The organism is Flavobacterium flavigenum (assembly GCF_027111255.2).
Lineage (GTDB): Bacteria > Bacteroidota > Bacteroidia > Flavobacteriales > Flavobacteriaceae > Flavobacterium > Flavobacterium flavigenum.
In genome coordinates this window covers 2,419,134-2,435,408 of record NZ_CP114285.2, presented here as the reverse complement: position 1 = coordinate 2,435,408, position 16,275 = coordinate 2,419,134, and the positions used below count along the sequence as shown (strand labels likewise).

The following is a 16,275-nucleotide window of genomic DNA, read 5'->3' as shown; positions in this document are numbered from 1 at the left end:
AGAAACAATGAGAACAAAGATTAATTTATATATAACTTTAGCACTATTACTTATGATAAGTGCTTCGTGTAGTGATGATTTCTTACAAGAAAAGAAAAATTACGGGCAAATTGATGACTCATTTTATGAAAGTCAAGAGCGTGCAACTTGGTATATTAATAATGTGTATTATGATTTCTTTTCAGCTTATACATCCCCATTAGCAAATACAGTTGGTTTATACACTACAGATCAATCAAAATTAACAGAAGAAATAGGTGGTATTACAGATTTGGTTAATCCAAATAAAATATTTGTGAATGCATCAGATGGATCAACTTATTATGGAACAACTTTAACATCGAGTACAGTAAATAACTCTTATAGCCGAATAAGAGATATTAATGGTTTTTTGAGAGATATAGATGTTAAAGGTGCTAGTTTAAATAAGACTTTTCGTGATCAGGCAAAAGGGCAAATGTATTATTTGAGAGCCTTACAATATTTTGATTTAATGCGAACATACGGTGGGGTTCCGATTGTGCTTAATGTTCAGGATGCAAGTTCTACAGATGAAAGCATAAAATTACCAAGAGCCTCAGTATCTGAGGTAGTAGCACAAATTGTAGCTGATTTTGATTTAGCAGCTAGTTTATTACCAGATAGATGGACTACAGACTATGGACGTGTAACTAGAGGAGCTGCTTTAGCCCAGAAGTCCCGTGTTTTATTAACGTATGCAAGTCCTTTGTTTAATAAAAATTGGGATAGTTCAACTGATCGTTGGGATGCAGCTTTAAAAGCTGGTTTAGCAGCAGAAACTCAATTAACAACAGATGGTTATGGATTGTACGGAAGTTCTGCAAAAGATTGGGCAGCTATGTTTTTGATTGATAATGCATTTTGTAAAGAAGCAATTACAGTTCAGTTACTGGCTACGAATACTACAGTTGCTATAAATAACTCATGGGAAAAGTCTATTCGTTTAAAAAGTCAATCAACTGCAACAGGAGGAATTTCTGTTCCTAAAGATATGATTGATTTGTTTCCTATGAAGGACGGATCTAAGCCAGTTGCAGGTGTTAATTATGATCCATTTCTTTTCTTTAAAGATCGTGATCCGAGATTTTATAGAACTTTTGCTTTTTCAGGAGCTAAATGGCCTTACAAGGAGTCAGCTTCTAATACAGTATGGGGATATCGTTGGCTAGATGCTTCAAATAAAGAGTACTTTAGTGATGGTAATCAGATGTCTAGTCCAGCTTATGTTCGTAAGATGTCAAATCCAGCAGCTTCTAATGCTACAAGTTTCCAATATTCAGGTACCGATATTTTTGAATATCGTTATGCCGAATTATTATTAAATATAGCTGAATGTTATGCTGCAAAAGGGGATATTGCTAATGCAACGGCATATTTAGGAAAGATTAGAAATCGTGTAGGAATACCTGCAGCTAATAATTATGGTATTGGTACATTAGCAGATAAATATGCTGCTATAAGTGCTGTTTTGTATGAAAGAAGAGTAGAATTAGCTTACGAAGGAAAACGTTTTTGGGATGTTCAACGATGGATGCTTTATAGCGATGATAATGTCGATGGTATAGTAGACAACACTAACCAAAAACTAGGAATAGCACCTATTAATGGTACACAAAGAATTGGGCACTTTTTACAATATAAAAATACTGCAACTTCGACTGACCCTTTAGCTGCTACAAGAGCAAGTATTACTGTTGATCCAGATGATGCTAACTTTAATGCGCAGATAACAGCTTTAGCTAATTTTTATAATGCTAATTTTGTATTAACAAATTTAGTTACCCCTATGGATAATAATAATAACACAACACCTCTTAACATACTTTGGAGACCAAATTATTATGTGAAAGGTTTAAGCTTAACAGTTTTAACTCAAAACCCATGGTTGAAACAAACTGTTGGTTGGAATGATGCCGCAAATGCAAGTGGAACTTTCAATTACCAAGAATAACTTATAACTAAAAAATGCCTGATTTTTTCAGGCATTTTTATTAAAACCTTAATAAAACCTTAACATTAAATTTAGACTTTCACCTGTATTCCGTCAAAAAGATACAGGTGATTTGTTTAAATCGAATTACCAAATTAAAATTAACATGAAAAATTCAGCACTATTTGTATTGCCTCTTTTGCTTTTGGGAAGCATTAATTGTTTTGCCCAATACCCAAAAATCAGCCCTGAAATTAAAGCACAGCAAGACGCCATTATCGCGGAGGCGAATAGACTTTCAGACGAAGCATGGGAAAAAGCATTAGTTGTAATTGAAGAAGAAGCGAAACACGGCAAGCCTTTTATTCCATGGGCATCAAGGCCAACAGATTTACCACAGGCGTCTATACCTGCTTTTCCAGGAGCTGAAGGAGGAGGTATGTACACTTTTGGAGGTCGTGGCGGAAATGTATATGTAGTAACGAGCTTAGAAGACCGCGGACCAGGAACTTTACGTGAAGCCTGCGAACAGGGCGGTGCCAGAATCGTAGTATTCAACGTATCAGGAATTATCAGAATTAAAAGTCCGTTAATTATTCGTGCACCTTATATTACCATTGCAGGCCAAACGGCTCCGGGTGATGGGATCTGTGTTGCCGGTGAATCGGTTTGGATTGACACACATGATGTCATTATTAGGCATATGCGCTTCCGCAGGGGAGAAACTTTTGTAGGCCGGCGTGATGATGCTATCGGAGGAAATCCTGTCGGTAATATTATGATCGACCACGTTTCTGCAACCTGGGGATTAGATGAAAATATGTCTATGTACAGACACATGTATAATCCTGGCGCTGGTTATCCGGAAGTTAAAGTAGGAACGGTAAACATTACTATTCAAAACAGTTTGTTCGGAGAAGCATTGGATACGTACAACCACGCTTTCGGAAGTACTTTAGGTGGAGAAAACTGCTCATTTATGAGAAACATGTGGGCTAACAATGCAGGTAGAAACCCTTCTATCGGCTGGAACGGAATTTTCAATTTTGTAAACAATGTTGTTTTCAACTGGTATAACAGATCAACAGATGGAGGTGATTATACAGCAAACTACAACATCATCAATAACTTTTACAAACCGGGTCCTGTTACCAATTTAGCAGAGCCAATCAGCTACAGAATTTTAAAACCGGAATCAGGAAGAAGCAAACTGCCTTATATGGTTTTTGGAAGAGCGTATGTAACTGGAAACATAGTGAATGGAAACGAAAAGGTAACCAAAGACAACTGGGACGGCGGTATTCAGATCGAAAATAAAAAAGGGGAATTAATGGGCTATGATGAGGCTAAAACTTATTTCGATAAAATGAAAAGCGACAAACCATTTCCAATGCCATGGTTCCGTCCTTTCATGAAAGCAGATGAAGCTTATGAATTTGTTCTGAAAAATGTGGGTGCAACTTTGCCAATCAGGGATAAAGTGGATGAAAGAATTGTAAGAACCGTTAAAACCGGAGTTCCGGAATACGCAAAAGGATTAGAGAAAAAAGACTTCTACCAATTTGAACACCGTCGTTTACCGAAGGATTCGTATAAACAAGGAATCATTACAGATATTTCACAAGTAGGCGGATATCCTGAATACAAAGGAAAACCTTATGTTGATACAGACAAAGACGGTATGCCGGATGCATGGGAGAAAAAATACGGTCTGAATCCAAAAGATCCATCTGATGCAAAAGGAGATTTAAACGGAGATGGATATACTAATATCGAAGATTACATCAACGGTGTAAACCCGGCTATCAAAGTAGACTGGACCGATTTAGCGAACAACAAAGAAACTTTGGTAAGACCTTTGTTAGACCTAAAATAAAAAAAAGAATTTGCTACATCTGCAGAATCTGCGTGAAAAAATATCGGCACGTAGATTTAGCAGATTGTGCAGATTTTATTAAATCAATAATTAGTCGATTTTAGATCATAAAACAGACTAACTTAAAAAATTTTAAAAATGACATCAATTAAAAAATTAGGAGTATTGTTTTTGCTTTTTGCTTTTTGCAAGTTAAGTGCTCAGCAATATGCAGACCCGGAGTACATCAAGGTTACCAATGAAAGAGCAGCTAAAATTGTCGAGAAATTAGCCCTGAATAACAAAGAAAAAGAAACCGCTGTAACCAATATTATTGCGCAGCAGTTCCGTGATTTGAGCAAAATTCAGGACACAAGAGATGCCGAAATTAAAAAAGTAAAAGACGACACTACTTTAGCTAAAGATAAGCAAAACGAGAAAACAGATAAGTTAAAAACAAGTGCTGACAAGTCAATTTCTAAACTGCACAAAGCCTATTTAAAAAAATTAGGAACACAATTGAATGAAGCTAAAATCACCGAAGTAAAAGACGGAATGACTTATGGTGTTCTTCCAATTACGGTAACGGCTTATAATGATATGATACCTACTTTGACCGAAGTTCAGAAAAAATATATTTATGACGCTTTAGTTGAAGCAAGAGAACACGCTATGGATGGTGGTTCATCCAAAGAAAAACATGCATGGTTTGGTAAATACAAAGGAAGAATCAATAATTACCTGTCTAAAGAAGGTTACGATTTAACTAAAGAACGAGAAGGCTGGAATAAACGTATTGCAGAAAAAGAAAAGAATCAAAAGAAGGAATAGCTGCTATTTTTTGACATGTTTAATTTTTGAAATTACAAGTTAAACTTTATATGAATTGCAGTGTCAAACTATTCTAACTACAAACTTCATACTCACGATCATGCAAAACAATTTTCAAAAAACGACTCTTAGGAGAATAATAGCATTTTCATTCTGTTCGATCTTTTCATCTGCCTATGCGCAATATCCCGATATTCCAAAACCGATTCAGGAAAAAACCGATGCCATGATGAAGGAAGAAAGTGAGCGTTTGGATCAAATTTGGAAAGCCAATGAGCACATCATCAAAGCCGAAGAATTATTAGGAAGACCTTATGTGCCATGGGCATCATTGCCAACCGATTTAGTTCATGCTGATATTCCTGCTTTTCCGGGTGCAATGGGAGGCGGAGCTCAAACACCGGGCGGAAGAGGCGGTAAAATATTTGTTGTCACAAGTTTAGAAGACAGTGGAAAAGGGACTTTCCGTGAAGCACTCGAAGCCGTTGGAGCACGTACAGTAGTGTTTAATGTTTCCGGAATTATTCGTCTTAAAAAACCAATTACCGTTCGTGCGCCTTACATTACAATCGCAGGACAAACCGCACCGGGTGACGGAATCTGCGTTGCAGGAGAATCTGTTTTATTAGACACCCACGACATTATCATTCGTTATATGCGTTTTCGCCGTGGAGAAACCGAAGTAACCCGTCGTGACGATGCTTTGGGAGGAAACGTAATCGGAAACGTAATTATCGATCACTGTTCCATGAGCTGGGGATTAGACGAAAATATTTCGTTATACCGTCACCAGTTTCAGGTGAATGAAAAATCAAAATTAGAAAAACTGCCGGCTGTTAATGTGACCATTCAGAATACCATTTCATCAGAAGGTCTGGATACTTACAACCATGCTTTCGGAAGCACAATCGGCGGTTTGAATAGCATGTTTATCCGCAATTTATGGGCCGATAATATTTCGAGAAATGCCTCAGTTGGAATGTATGGAAGTTTTAACTTTGTAAATAATGTCGTTTTCAATTGGTGGAATCGTACCCTTGATGGTGGTGATTATCGTTCGCAATACAACATTATCAATAATTATTTCAAACCGGGTCCAATCACACCAACCGATCAGCCGATTCGTTACCGAATTATCAAACCTGAATCAGGTTATATCAGTCCGAAAAGATTCGGAAAAGCTTTTGTTGACGGTAATTTTATCGCTGGGTCACCTGAAGTGACAGCCGATAACTGGAACGGAGGAGTGCAATTAGAAGATTTGTCGCCTGAAACAACCAAAGACTTTTTAGCACAAATTAAACAAAATAAGGCTTTTGCAATGCCGCCAATTTCTATTATGAAGGCGGACCAGACTTATGATTTTGTATTGGAAAATGCAGGAGCAAATTTACCTAAACGTGATGCAGTCGACGAAAGAGTTATCAAACAGGTTCGCACCGGAAAAATTGAGGTAAAAGATGGTCTGGAAAATACAATTGGTGCAGCATTCATCAAAAGAAGATTGCCTGCCGACTCCTATAAAAAAGGAATTATCACACATCCTGATCAGGTAGGCGGTTATCCGGAATACAAAGGAAAAGCCTATAAAGATTCGGATAATGACGGAATTCCAGATGCCTGGGAAAAGAAATTCGGTCTGAATCCAAAAGACGCTTCCGATGCGAATAAAGATAGCAACGGAGACGGATATACCAACTTAGAGAAATATTTTAACGGAATTGATCCAAACAGTAAAATAGACTGGACAAAACCTGAAAATAATAAGGATACTTTATCTAAAGTTTTATTGCAATAAAGTTTTAAATTTAGACCTGACAAGTTTCAAAAACCTGTCAGGTCTAATCAAAAATAAACACATTCAAATAATATTTTAAAGTGAATTTGAATCAACTCAAAAATATAATGACAAAACAGGATTTACTCGTTTTATCCTGTTTTGTTATTTTCTTTAGTGCCAATATCAGTCTGGCACAAAACACATTTCCCGATATTACAAAATCCAAACAAGGAAAACTTGAGCGTACTGCTGACGCAAAAGGAAACCAAATTCCGGATTTTTCGTTTGCCGGATATAAAGGGTCTTCAGTAGCAATTCCAAATGTTGCCATTAAAGTTTTTGTCCCTCATATTGAAGGTGATGCCACAGCAACAATTCAATTTGCTATTGATTATGTTGCGAAATTAAAAGCCGATGCAACTGGTTTTAAAGGAACGGTACTTTTAGACAAAGGAATTTTCAAAGTTTCAGGCGAAATTAATATCAAGGATAGCGGAATTGTACTAAGAGGAAGCGGTTCAGATACCAACGGAACAATGCTGTTAGGAACTTCTATCAATCGAAAAGCCATCATCAACATCAGCGGAATAAACAATCAAATTTTAAAAGATAAATTTGAATTAGCCGATAATTTCACACCATTAGGAGCTACGGTTTTAGCAGTAAAAAATGGAACTTCCCTAAAAAAAGGAGATCATATTACTATCAATACGCCCATCACCAAAAACTGGATTGACCTTTTATCAATGAATGATTTTGGAGGAGAAAGTGGCTGGATCGGATGGAAAGCGGATGATTTCGTCATTCGTGCCGATAGGGAAATTACAAATGTTCAGGGAAATAAAATCACAATTGACGCACCTTTGACGAATGCTTTAGATGAAGAATTATCAAAATCAACCATCGCAACTTATACATGGTCTGGCCGAATCAATAATTCAGGCGTTGAAAACCTGATATTGAAATCAGATTATGATACTACGAATCCAAAAGACGAACAACACAGATGGCACGGAATCTCTATAAAAAATGCGGAAGATGTCTGGGTTAAACAAGTCAATTTTGAACAGTTTGCAGGAGGTGCCGTTTCTATTTTGAAAACCGCCAAAAGAATCACTGTTGAAGATTGTCTGGCTTTAAACCCAATTTCGGAAATCGCATCACACAGAAGAAATACATTTTATACCGAAGGACAGCAAACACTATTTCAGCGTTGTTATTCTGAATTTGGATATAATGATTTTGTAGTCGGAGGTTATGCTACAGCAGGACCAAATGTGTTTTTGCAATGCGAATCGCATCAGCCTTTTAGTTTCAGCGGATCGGTTGGAAGCTGGGCAACAGGAATTCTTTTCGATGTTTCTTTAATTGATGGAAATGCGATCAGTTTCAAAAATAAAGAACAAGACGGTAGAGGTTTAGGCTGGAATGTTGCCAATAGTGTAATCTGGGAAACATCTGCATCTAAAATAGAAAATTACAGTCCGCCAACAGCTCAGAACTGGGCTTTTGGAGTATGGTCACAATGGGCAGGAAACGGACACTGGAAAGACGTGAACAATCACATCAGCCCGAGAAGTTTGTTTTATGCTTTGCTTGAACAGCGTTTGGGCAAATCGCCAATGGATGCTCAAATAATGGATTTGGGGACGGAACCTTCTTCAAGCCCTACATTGGAGCAAGCTAAAGCTTTAACAGCCGAAGCTTATAAATTAAATGAAACCTTAAAAGAATTCATCGCTAAAGCAAAAACAAGAAATCCAATTTCGACTCATTATGCTAAAGCCAAACGAATTGAGGAAGTAAAATCCAATAGTGAAATCGTTTCTAATTCCGATAAAATTACGGTAACGAATGGTTTATTAGTGACTTCAAAAGGTGTCCTTACCGGAGAAACCGTTGATGTGCCGTGGTGGAGAGGAAGTTTGCGCGAATCAGAAGTTTCAAAATCCAGACCGCATATTACCCGATTTGTTCCGGGGCATTACGGTGTGGGTTACACAGATAATTTAGAAGAAACCGTAAATTATTTAGTTGAAAATAATAAAATCGCCATCGATCATAATTACGGATTGTGGTACGAACAACGAATGGCCGATCACGAACGCATTCGCCGAATGGATCCTGATGTTTGGGCGCCGTTTTACGAACAGCCTTTCGACAGAAGCGGTCAGGGAACAGCCTGGGATCATTTAAGCAAATATGATTTAACGAGATACAATGCCTGGTACTGGAACCGATTAAAAACCTTCGCCGAATTAGGCGCTCAAAAGAATAAAATTCTAATCAACGAAGCCTATTTTCAGCATAATATATTAGAAGCAGGCGCACACTGGGCAAGTTCTCCGTGGCGTCCGGCGAATAACATTAATACGACTGGATTGCCTGAACCTCCGCCTTATGCAGGTGACAAAAGGATTTTCTTAGCAGAGCAATTTTATGACGTCAAAAATGCCGACATCCGTAAATTACACGAAGCCTTTATCCAGAAAAATTTAGAGAATTTCAAAGATAACGCCAACGTTCTGCAAATGACAAGTGCCGAATACACAGGTCCTTTAACATTTATGCAATTCTGGATTGATGTGATTGCGAACTATGAAAAGTCACATCCGAATGAATCAAAAATTGCTTTGAGTGCTACGAAAGATGTTCAGGATGCTATTTTGAATGACGCTTCAAGAGCCAAAACGGTAGATGTAATTGATATTAAATATTGGTATTACAGAGAAGACGGAACGCTTTATGGTCCGGAAGGAGGCGTAAATTTAGCACCACGTCAACACGCCCGCAAAATGAAAACCGGAAAAGAAACTGATGATCAGGTGTACAGAGCTGTTCGCGAATACCGTGAAAAATATCCGGAAAAAGCAGTGCTGTATTCCACTATGGGAGCACCAAGATTTGGCTGGGCTGTTTTAATGGCGGGAGGTTCTTTGCCCAATGTTCCAAAAATTGAACTTTCTTCCTTCCATTCTGCCGTGACTGGTATGAAGTTTGCAACAGGAACTACTTTTTCAGACAACCTTTGGACACTTGAAAATAAAGGCAATGCCTATCTTTTTTATCTAAAAAATAATCAGGACGTTTCCATCGATTTGTCAAATCAAAAAGGAACTTTTGAAGTATATACAATCAATGCTTCTAATGGAAGTGTGACGAAAAAAGCAAACATCAGCGGAGGAAAACAAGTCGTAATTCCGCAATCAGAAATAAAAGAAAAAGTACTTTTTGTAGTAAAGAAAAATTAATCAAGATTACATATAAGAATTAAGAATTAAGAATTAAGAATTAAGAATTAAGAATTAAGAATTAAATCTGCTTTATCTGCCAAATCTGCGAGAAAAATTAATAGACAGAAAAGAAAAATCCATTTAATCTTTCTAATCTGTGGCAAAAAATAAATACACAATTCAAAATAAAAATAAAATGAACCTGAAAAATAAATACTTATTTGCCCTGAGCATAAGCTTTATGTTGACAGTACAAAGCGGATTTTCGCAATCTGCAAAATCAAAAGCATTACCAAAACTTAAAGTTTCCGAAAACAAACATTATTTTGTAACCGAAGACGGAAAACCTTTCTTTTGGTTAGGCGATACAGGCTGGCTGACATTCGGAAAACTGGACAGGGCAGGTGTTGAAAAATATCTTCAGGATCGAAAAGCAAAAGGATTTAACGTCGTTCAGGTAATGGTTTTGCATAATGTGAATGCCGTAAATGCGTATGGCGATCAGGCGTTAATGAATGATAATCTGTCCCAGCAAATTACGTCACCTGGTAACGATCCAAATGATGCTCCAGAATACGATTACTGGGACCACATCGATTATACTTTGGATGTAGCGCAAAAAAACGGAATCTACCTTGCGATGGTGCCGGTTTGGGGAACAAATATCAGTAGTGATAAAAGTAAGGTAACGAAAGTGGATGTTGAAAAATATGCAAAATTTTTAGCCGATCGATATAAAAAAAGAACCAATATAATCTGGCTGAACGGTGGCGATACTTACGGAGATAAATTCCAGGACATCTGGAACGCACTCGGAAACACTTTAAAAACCAGTAATCCTGATCAGTTGGTGACTTTCCACCCTTTCGGAAGAACCGATTCTTCAGAAAATTTTCATAATGCAAGCTGGCTGGATTTCAATATGTTTCAATCCGGACACCGAAGATACGATCAGGATTCGGTGAAACCTTTCAAAGAAGATAATTACAAATTCGTTCATAGAGACTGGGACTTAAAACCAACCAAACCAACACTCGACGGAGAGCCATCTTACGAGGGAATTCCACACGGTCTGCACGACACCTTACAGCCAAAATGGACCGCAAATGATGTGCGTCGTTACGGTTACTGGTCAGTTTTCGCAGGCGGAGCAGGTTACACTTACGGCCATAATGCGGTAATGCAAATGTTCAGAAAAGGCGATAAACCAGCCTACGGAAACAAAGAATTATGGACATCAGCCATCAATGCTCCCGGAGCAGGACAAATGGTACACATTAAAAATCTGATGCTGGAATTCCCCTATTTTGAAAGAATTCCCGATCAGTCGTTAGTGGCCAATCAAGGTGAAAAATACGATTATCAGGTGGCGACAAGAGGAAATGATTATGCCTTGATTTATACTTATACCGGAAGAAAAATCACAGTGAATATGGGTAAAATTTCAGGAGATAAGGTAACAGCCACCTGGTACAACCCAAGAAACGGTAAAAAAACAAAAATCGGAATATTTAAAAACAAAGGAACTAAAGAGTTCCAGCCTTCCGGCAAAAAAGAAGACGGAAACGACTGGGTTTTAATTTTAAGTTCAAATTAACCACAATATTGTCATCCCGAGGAACGAGGGATCTCCGCAAGAAACTAACACAAAGCTATTTTAGCATGCGGAGCTACTAACGGAGATCCTTCCTCCGTCAGGATGACAAAAATGAGAATAAAAAATATCTCCCGCAGATTTAGCAGATCCAGCAGATAAAAAAGCAAAAATAATCTGTGAAAATCTTTTAATCTGTGGCAAAATAAAATAAAAATCCCGCGCAATCTGCAAAATCTGCGAGAACAAAAAATACATCATGAAAATCAAAAACATCATAATCATACTCTGCTTCCTAACGGGAATAACTTCAGCCTTCGCCAATGACGGCTGGCTCAATATCCTCAACGAAGGCGGAAACAACAAAGGAATAAAATGTACTGAAGCTATTCAAAATGCCATCGAAAAAGCATCTAAAAATGGAGGAGGAACCATCTTTTTCCCAGCCGGAGAATACTTAACAGGAGCCTTAAAACTAAAAAGCAACATCACGATTCATTTAGATTCGGGTGCACTTTTAAAATTTTCGGAGAACTTCGATGATTATCTTCCGTATGTCGAAATGCGTTACGAAGGAATCGTGATGCAGTCTTTCTCTCCATTATTTTATGCAAAAGACGTCGAAAACATCACCATCACAGGAAGAGGCGTAATCGACGGTCAGGGAAAAGCGTGGTGGAATGAAGTCTACCGAATCGAAACTGCCAAAGGTCTGATTCCGGAAACCAAATACCAAAAAATGTGGACCGAGCAAAACAAAGGAATTGTGTACGAACCTTACTATAAAAGAACGATTGATAAACACTTTTTCAGACCTTCTTTTTTTCAGGCTTACAATTGCAAGAATATTTTAATCGAAGGCGTAACCTTCAAAAATTCCCCTTTCTGGACGATCAATCCTGAATTCTGCGACAACGTAACCGTAACCGGAATCACAATCAACAATCCGCATTCGCCAAACACAGACGGAATCAATCCTTCGTCCTGCACCAACGTTCACATTTCAAACTGTCATATCAGCGTAGGCGACGACTGTATCACTATCAAATCAGGTCGTGATGCAGATGGTCGTAAATACGGAAAAGCAACCGAAAATGTAACGATCACGAACTGCACCATGTTAAGCGGTCACGGCGGAGTTGTAATTGGAAGTGAAATGTCAGGCGGAATCAAAAAAATTACAATTTCCAACTGCGTTTTCGACGGAACCGACAGAGGAATCCGTATCAAATCGGCCCGTGGTCGTGGAGGAGTTGTAGAAGACATTCGCGTCGACAATATTGTCATGAAAAACATCAAGGAAGAAGCTATTATTTTAGATTTATTCTACGACAAAGACAATCCAGTTGAACCGGTAACTGAGCGTACGCCAATTTTCAGAAACATCCACATCAGCGATGTTACGGGAGGAAATGTCAACAAAGCCGGCTTCGTTCGTGGAATTGTTGAAATGCCAATTCAAAACATCACGTTCTCGAACATCAATATGGACGGCAAGGAAGGTTTTACCGTAAACACAGCCACCGATGTTGAATTTCACGATGTAAAAGTCAATGCGACCGTGGGTTCTTCTTTCAAAATCATCGATTCCAAAAACCTGATTTTGGACAACGTAGGTTCATCGACACCGCTCAAAGGCGTTCCGGTCATCAAAATCGATAACGCCTCGAACATTATGATCAACAACAATTTTCCGTTCAACGCCACCGATATTTTCATCGAAGCCAATGGAAAAGACACGAAAAATATATTTGTAAAAAATAATGTTTTCAATAACGTAACAACTGCTGTTAAAAAAGGAAAAGACCTGGATAAAAAAGCAATTACAGAATAAATATTATTTTTTAGAAGCAGAAATATTGGGCATTTTCAGGAAGCACCGTCCCGCTATCCGTTACAATCTTGTAAGCCGAACACCGGCTTACAAGGATTTCCACTGCTATCGGGGCTAAAGAGAAGCATTTGGTTTAATAAGCAAAAAAAAATCTGCTGAATCTGCGTGCTAGTTTTTAACGCTGATATTTGGAGATAACTTAACAATGAAACCTTTGGTAAGGATAAAAAAATAACAATGAAAAAAATATTCATCATATTAACGCTTTCACTTTTCGCGGTCAGTTATTCCCAGAAAAAGAAAGAACTTTACCTGTTCACTTCTTTTCGTGAACCGGCTACCGAAGGTTTGTATCTCGCCTACAGCGAAGACGGTTACAACTGGAAAGGCTTGGAAGGATCATTCCTGAAACCAGAAATTGGAGCGAGCAAAATTATGCGTGACCCGTCCATCACAAAAGGCGCAGACGGAACCTATCATATGGTCTGGACAACCGACTGGAAAGGTGGAAACGGTTTTGGATATGCCAGTTCAAAAGACCTGATTCATTGGTCAAAACAGGAATACATTCCCGTAATGAAACACGAACCCGAAGTCGTAAACGTGTGGGCGCCCGAGATTTTTTATGACGATGTCAAAAAAGAATACATCATTATCTGGGCATCAACAATCCCATTCCGATTTGAAAAAGGAGTAGAAGACGAGAAAAATAACCACCGAATGTATTATGTAACGACCAAAGATTTCAAAACGTTTTCAGATACAAAATTATATTACGATCCCGGTTTCAGCGTCATTGATTGCGTGATTGTAAAAAAAGGCAAGCAAGATTATGTCCTGGTTTTAAAAGACAACACCAGACCGATGCGAAACATAGAAGTAGCCTTTGGGAAATCGCCTTTAGGACCATTTGAAAAAAGATCAAAACCCCTAACGGAATATTTATCAGAAGGGCCAACGGTCGTAAAAGTCGGTAAAAAATGGCTGTTGTATTATGACAATTACGGATCCAAAAATTACAAAGCCTTAAGCACTTCAGATTTTGTAAAATTCGAAGATGTATCCTCTAAAATAAAATTACCCGAAGGTCACAAACATGGAACTATCACCACAATTTCCGAAGAAGTTCTAAAAGGATTAATTGAAAGAAAATAAAAAATAATCTGCTTAATCTGCAGAATCTGCGAGAGTAATTTTTCACGCAGATTTAGCAGATCAAGCAGATAAAAAGTTAAGATAATGATTGCATTTAAAAACATAAAAACCAATATCGTAACAGCATCAGTAATCCTGTTGACTTGCGGAGTAGTAACTTTTGCACAGGCACAAAATGACACGATACGATACACAGGCAAAACACTCTCCAATATAGATTATCATCACGGACAATTAAGTCCGGCAGTTGGTGTTCACGCTACCCAGATTATGCGTGCAAGCCGTGAACATCCTGAAAAAGCAGATGGTTTTGGATGGACCTACAACCACCAGCCAATGATGGCGTATTGGAACAATACCTTTTACTTGCATTATTTAAGCGATCCAACCGGAGAACATATTCCACCGAGCCAGACTTTGATGTTAACTTCAAAAGATGGTGTGACCTGGACAAAACCTCAGGTAATTTTTCCAATTTATCACATTCCGGACGGCTGGAAAAAAGAAGGAGTAGAAGGTGTAGCCAAAAATCTGGATGCGATTATGCACCAACGAATGGGGTTTTACACCTCAAAAGACAAACGACTTTTTGCCTTAGCCTATTACGGAATCGCGATGGATGAAAAAGACGATCCCAATGACGGAAAAGGAATTGGGCGTGTAATTCGCGAAATCAAAAAAGACGGCAGTTTCGGCGAAATCTATTTCATCAGATACAATAAAACCTGGGATAAATCGAAATCGGCATTTCCATTTTATACCAAAGCAAAAGACAAAGGACTGATAAAAGCCTGCGAGGAAATCCTGAAAGAACCTTTGGTTTTACAGCAATGGGTAGAAGAAGCTGACCGCGATGACGAATTGATTCCATTACAAAAACCATACAAAGCCTTTAGTTATTACCATTTACCAAACGGAAACGTAGTAGGTTTATGGAAACACGCCTTAACTTCGGTAAGTAAAGATGGCGGAAAATCATGGGAATATATGCCGTTGCGTGCACCGGGTTTTGTAAACAGCAATGCCAAAATCTGGGGACAAAAAACCTCTGATAACCGTTATGCAACCCTGTACAATCCATCAGAATACCGTTGGCCATTGGCGATTTCAACTTCTGATGATGGTTTGAATTACAAAGATTTATTATTGGTTCACGGAGAAGTGAGTCCAATGCGATATGGCGGAAACTACAAATCTGCCGGTCCGCAATACGTTCGCGGAATCACCGAAAAAAACGGAACTCCGCCGGACGGAAAAATCTGGGTAGGTTACAGCGTGAACAAAGAAGATATTTGGGTAGCATCAATTCCGGTTCCGGTAACGAGCGTAGTTGCTAATGACGTAAATGATGTTTTCAACGATTTGCCAAATGGCGAAGAATTGAAACTTTGGAATACCTATGATTTGTCGTGGGCATCCACCAAAATAGAAAAGAAAGCAGATGGCAAAAAAACATTGACTTTAAGAGATCAGGATTATTTTGATTATTCCAGAGCTGAGCGTGTGATTCCGTTTGCACAAAAAATGGAAGCGACATTTAAAGTTGTGCCAGAGCAAAACAATCACGGTTTGATGCAGGTGGAATTTCAAAATAAACAGGGATTACCAGCCGTAAGATTGGTATTCGATTCTGATGGAGAACTGAAAGTTAAAAACGGTGCGCGTTATAGTGGTATTACTAAATACGAAGCCAATAAATCATACACAGTGACAGTAAAACTGGATGTAAAATCCCGTTCGTATACCGTAAAAGTCAACGACGGAAAAGAATCAACAAGGATTTTTTATGCTCCCGTAGATGGCTTTGAGCGTATTATGTTCCGCACAGGCGAGCAAAGATATTCTCCAAATCCGGACACAGCTCCTGACACAGACGATTTCGTTGATTTGCCGGAAGCAGAAAAATTAATCCCGGAAGCAGTGTTTAATATTCAATCGTTGATTACTAAAAAATTATAAAAAAGAATCACAGATACGCAAATTCACGCAAATTTTTGAACTGAAATAAAAAGAATAATTTGTGAAAATTTGTGGTAAAAAAA

At 38.2% G+C, this 16,275-nt stretch carries 9 protein-coding genes; all 9 read left to right on the top strand.

The genetic code is table 11. The features are described from left to right. Window positions 1-7: 7 nt before the first annotated feature. The 9 genes from OZP09_RS09915 (at window position 8) to OZP09_RS09875 (ending at window position 16,192) form a co-directional block, all read left to right on the top strand. Entirely contained in the window at window positions 8-1,972 is a 1,965-nt protein-coding gene (locus OZP09_RS09915; RefSeq protein ID WP_269237637.1) for a RagB/SusD family nutrient uptake outer membrane protein, read from the top strand. Between the two features lie 145 nt (window positions 1,973-2,117). Further along, window positions 2,118-3,827, top strand: coding sequence for a pectate lyase family protein (locus tag OZP09_RS09910; RefSeq protein ID WP_269237636.1), 1,710 nt, complete (start codon window positions 2,118-2,120; stop codon window positions 3,825-3,827). A gap of 138 nt (window positions 3,828-3,965) precedes the next feature. Then, window positions 3,966-4,637, top strand: coding sequence for a DUF3826 domain-containing protein (locus OZP09_RS09905; RefSeq protein WP_269237635.1), 672 nt, complete (start codon window positions 3,966-3,968; stop codon window positions 4,635-4,637). A gap of 100 nt (window positions 4,638-4,737) precedes the next feature. After that, entirely contained in the window at window positions 4,738-6,435 is a 1,698-nt protein-coding gene (locus OZP09_RS09900) for a polysaccharide lyase (protein WP_269237634.1), read from the top strand. A gap of 107 nt (window positions 6,436-6,542) precedes the next feature. Next, window positions 6,543-9,668 carry a DUF6298 domain-containing protein gene (locus tag OZP09_RS09895; RefSeq protein WP_269237633.1) on the top strand — a complete coding sequence of 1,042 codons (3,126 nt, stop codon included), beginning with the start codon at window positions 6,543-6,545 and terminating at the stop codon, window positions 9,666-9,668. 178 nt (window positions 9,669-9,846) lie between these two features. Continuing rightward, window positions 9,847-11,247 carry a glycoside hydrolase family 140 protein gene (locus OZP09_RS09890; RefSeq protein ID WP_281310693.1) on the top strand — a complete coding sequence of 467 codons (1,401 nt, stop codon included), beginning with the start codon at window positions 9,847-9,849 and terminating at the stop codon, window positions 11,245-11,247. A 256-nt stretch (window positions 11,248-11,503) separates the two neighbouring features. Beyond that, complete coding sequence (locus OZP09_RS09885; protein WP_281310692.1) at window positions 11,504-13,078, top strand: glycoside hydrolase family 28 protein; 1,575 nt, start codon at window positions 11,504-11,506, stop codon at window positions 13,076-13,078. A 237-nt stretch (window positions 13,079-13,315) separates the two neighbouring features. Then, the gene (locus OZP09_RS09880; protein WP_269237629.1) at window positions 13,316-14,233 is read left to right on the top strand and encodes a glycoside hydrolase family 43 protein; all 918 of its coding nucleotides are present in this window, start codon (window positions 13,316-13,318) and stop codon (window positions 14,231-14,233) included. An 84-nt stretch (window positions 14,234-14,317) separates the two neighbouring features. Next, complete coding sequence (locus tag OZP09_RS09875) at window positions 14,318-16,192, top strand: sialidase/neuraminidase family protein (RefSeq protein ID WP_269237628.1); 1,875 nt, start codon at window positions 14,318-14,320, stop codon at window positions 16,190-16,192. Window positions 16,193-16,275: the final 83 nt, after the last annotated feature.

Bases quoted from the DNA above. Each gene is read 5' to 3' on its own strand.
- OZP09_RS09915 (WP_269237637.1), top strand. From the start codon at position 8: ATGAGAACAAAGATTAATTTATATATAACTTTAGCACTATTACTTATG.
- OZP09_RS09910 (WP_269237636.1), top strand. From the start codon at position 2,118: ATGAAAAATTCAGCACTATTTGTATTGCCTCTTTTGCTTTTGGGAAGC.
- OZP09_RS09905 (WP_269237635.1), top strand. From the start codon at position 3,966: ATGACATCAATTAAAAAATTAGGAGTATTGTTTTTGCTTTTTGCTTTT.
- OZP09_RS09900 (WP_269237634.1), top strand. From the start codon at position 4,738: ATGCAAAACAATTTTCAAAAAACGACTCTTAGGAGAATAATAGCATTT.
- OZP09_RS09895 (WP_269237633.1), top strand. From the start codon at position 6,543: ATGACAAAACAGGATTTACTCGTTTTATCCTGTTTTGTTATTTTCTTT.
- OZP09_RS09890 (WP_281310693.1), top strand. From the start codon at position 9,847: ATGAACCTGAAAAATAAATACTTATTTGCCCTGAGCATAAGCTTTATG.
- OZP09_RS09885 (WP_281310692.1), top strand. From the start codon at position 11,504: ATGAAAATCAAAAACATCATAATCATACTCTGCTTCCTAACGGGAATA.
- OZP09_RS09880 (WP_269237629.1), top strand. From the start codon at position 13,316: ATGAAAAAAATATTCATCATATTAACGCTTTCACTTTTCGCGGTCAGT.
- OZP09_RS09875 (WP_269237628.1), top strand. From the start codon at position 14,318: ATGATTGCATTTAAAAACATAAAAACCAATATCGTAACAGCATCAGTA.